Here is a 2,582-nt window from a genome sequence, read left to right as displayed (position 1 = left end):
GCCCGCCGCACGGGTGGGCGGCGACGAAGGCGGCGAGCGCTCCCGCCGCGCCCGGAACGGCAGCGGCGCGCAGGTCCGCCCGCCTTCGGCCAGAAGGTCGTAGGCGCGGATGTGGGCGGGAAACTCGGCCAGCATCTTGCGGGTCACGGCCTTCCGGTTGAGCCGTTGCTGCAGGACGTTGAACGGCTCCACCCGGCCCGCGCGCACCACCAGCAGCTCGCCGTCGACGGCGCCCTCGAAGTCGAGCGCCTCCAGGAGGTCGGGGAAGGCCGGGGAGATGTCCTCTCCGGTGCGGGAATAGAGCCGCAGCACCCGCGCGCCGTCTTCACCGCGCGCCGCCACGGCCTGGACGCGGATGCCGTCCCACTTCCATTCCGCCATGAAGTCGGCGGGCGAAAGCTGGGAGAAGTCCGCCTCCTCGATGGCATGGGCAAGCATCACCGGCCGGAACGGAACCGGATCGGTGGTGCGCGGCCGCTCGCCGCGCTTTTCCGCCCAGGCGAACAGCTCCAGGTAAGGCGGCGTGAGGCCCGGCCACACCAGCTCTACGTCGTCGGGCGCGAGGTCGCCGAGGCTTGCCACCGCGGTCTTGGCGAGGCGGGCCGAGGCGCCGACCCGCAGGGCGCCGGTGATGAGCTTCAGCAGCGCCCAGCGGCCGGTCTCGTCGAGGCCGTCGAGCCAGCCGGCGAGGGCGCCGGGCAGAGCGCCTTCGGCAATGTCGCGAGCCCGGTGACGATCTCCGACAAAGGCGGCGCATGGGTTTCGCCCCCCTCCGGCCGCGGCCACATGAGGGCGACGGTCTCAGACAGGTCGCCCACATAGTCGTAGGACATCTCGAACAGCACCGGATCGGCGCGCTCCATGATGAGGGCGCGCACCAGGCCCGGCTTGGCATTGGCGAAGGACAGCGCGCCGGTGAGCGCGGCCAGCGCCCATCCCCGCTCGGGATCGGGCGTTGCGGCGAAATAGTCCGCCATCAGGCGGATCTTGGCGTTGCGTCCGGCCTCGTAGGCCATGCGGTCGAGCAGCGCGGCGAAGCGGTTCATGGCGCCTCATCCCCGACCGCTTCCACCTCTTCCTCCTCCTCGCCGTAGCCCACCATGTGGAGCGGGCGGGCGCGCAGCTGGCGGGTTTGTGCCCAGTGGACGAGCGCGTCCTCCGCGCCGTGGGTGACCCACACCTCCTCGCAGCCGGTGGCGCGGATGGTGGCGGTCAGCCCGTCCCAGTCCGCATGGTCGGAGATGACGAGCGGCAGCTCGACGCCGCGCTGGCGCGCCCGGGCGCGCACCCGCATCCAGCCGGAGGCGAGGCAGGCCACCGGATCGGCGAAGCGCCGCGCCCACAGGTCGGTCATGGCATGGGGCGGGGCGATGACGATGGCGCCGGGGAATGCCTTCTTGTCCGTGCCCTTCACCGGGCGGATGTCGCCGAAGTCGGCACCGCGCGTGCGGTAATAGGCCGTGATCGCCTCCAGCGCGCCGTGGACATAGAGCGGCCCGCCATGGCCGGCGCGGCGGATCAGCGCCATCATGCGCTGCGCCTTGCCGAGCGAATAGGCGCCGACGATGTGGGTGCGCTCCGGAAACAGCCGCACCGAGGCGACGAGCTTGCTCGTCTCCGCATCCGGGTCGGGATGGCGGAACACCGGCAGGCCGAAGGTCGCCTCGCTCACGAACACGTGGCAGCGCTGGACCGCGAGCGGCGCGCAGGTGGGGTCGGCCACGTCCTTGTAGTCGCCGGAGGCGACGATGGCGAGGCCGCGCCAGTCGAGCCGCACCTGGGCCGAGCCCAGCACATGGCCGGCCGGATGCAGGCTGACCGCGACGCCGCCGATGTCGAGCCGCGCGCCGTAGGCGAGCGCCTGCACCGCCCCGGCGAAGCCCGCGCCGAGGCGAAGCGCCATGATGTCCAGCGTCTCGCGGGTCGCCAGCACCTGGCCGTGGCCGGCGCGGGCATGATCGGAATGGGCGTGGGTGATGACCGCCCGCGGCACCGCGCGCACGGGATCGATGTGGAAGTCGCCGATCGGGCAATAGAGGCCGTGGGGCGAGGGGCAGAGCAGGTCTTCGGGTCGCATGGCTGGATCGCGCGGCAATCGGGGTTATATGGGGCGCGGGACGCTCGTTTCGAGCCCTCGCAGCACCGGAGGTTCCCGTGGCATCCCCAACGCTTGCCGGCGCCACCTCCGGCGACGCGGCGCTCGACCGGCGGCTCGACTGGGCGCGCGCCTATGCCGAGGACGGCGATCCCGCGGCCGCCGCCGGAATGCTGGCCGACCTGGTGATCGAGGCGCCCCATTTCACCGCCGCCTGGTTCCTGCTGGGGAGACCCTGGAGGCCGCCGGTGACCTCGAAGGCGCGGCGGGCGCCTTCCGCGAGGCCCGCGATCGGGCGCCGGAGGACGCCATGGGGGCCGGCCTGCGCCTGGCGCGGCTCGGCGGAGCGCCGGCCGAAGGCGCCATGTCGGCGGCCTATGTGCGCAACCCTGTTCGACCAGTATGCCGGCCGCTTCGACACCGCGCTGCGCACCGCCTGGCCTATCGCGGACCGGAGCTTCTGGCCGCCGCGCTCGACGCGGCCTGC

1 protein-coding gene and 2 pseudogenes are annotated in these 2,582 nt (G+C 73.0%); 1 reads left to right on the top strand and 2 read right to left on the bottom strand.

Going from position 1 to position 2,582, the window contains the following annotated elements; translation table 11 throughout:
- Together AC2W7M_RS23595 and AC2W7M_RS23590 are read right to left on the bottom strand one after the other, a co-directional pair.
- A pseudogene (locus tag AC2W7M_RS23595) lies at nucleotides 1-1,046 on the bottom strand (cisplatin damage response ATP-dependent DNA ligase); the annotation flags it as partial.
- Complete coding sequence (locus tag AC2W7M_RS23590) at nucleotides 1,043-2,077, bottom strand: ligase-associated DNA damage response exonuclease (protein ID WP_486135376.1); 1,035 nt, start codon at nucleotides 2,075-2,077, stop codon at nucleotides 1,043-1,045. The gene AC2W7M_RS23590 and the pseudogene AC2W7M_RS23595, both read right to left, overlap by 4 nt.
- A 77-nt stretch (nucleotides 2,078-2,154) precedes the next feature.
- On the opposite strand from AC2W7M_RS23590, the pseudogene AC2W7M_RS23585 reads away from it, so the two are divergent.
- A pseudogene (locus AC2W7M_RS23585) lies at nucleotides 2,155-2,582 on the top strand (hypothetical protein); the annotation flags it as partial.

This window comes from Xanthobacter sp. BG11Y11_SDJG (assembly GCF_057364445.1).
The sequence above is the reverse complement of the archived record's forward strand: the minus strand, read 5'-3'. Positions and strand labels throughout refer to the sequence as shown.

Excerpts from the sequence above, each read along its gene's own strand:
- AC2W7M_RS23590 (WP_486135376.1), bottom strand. The coding sequence starts at position 2,077 with ATGCGACCCGAAGACCTGCTCTGCCCCTCGCCCCACGGCCTCTATTGC.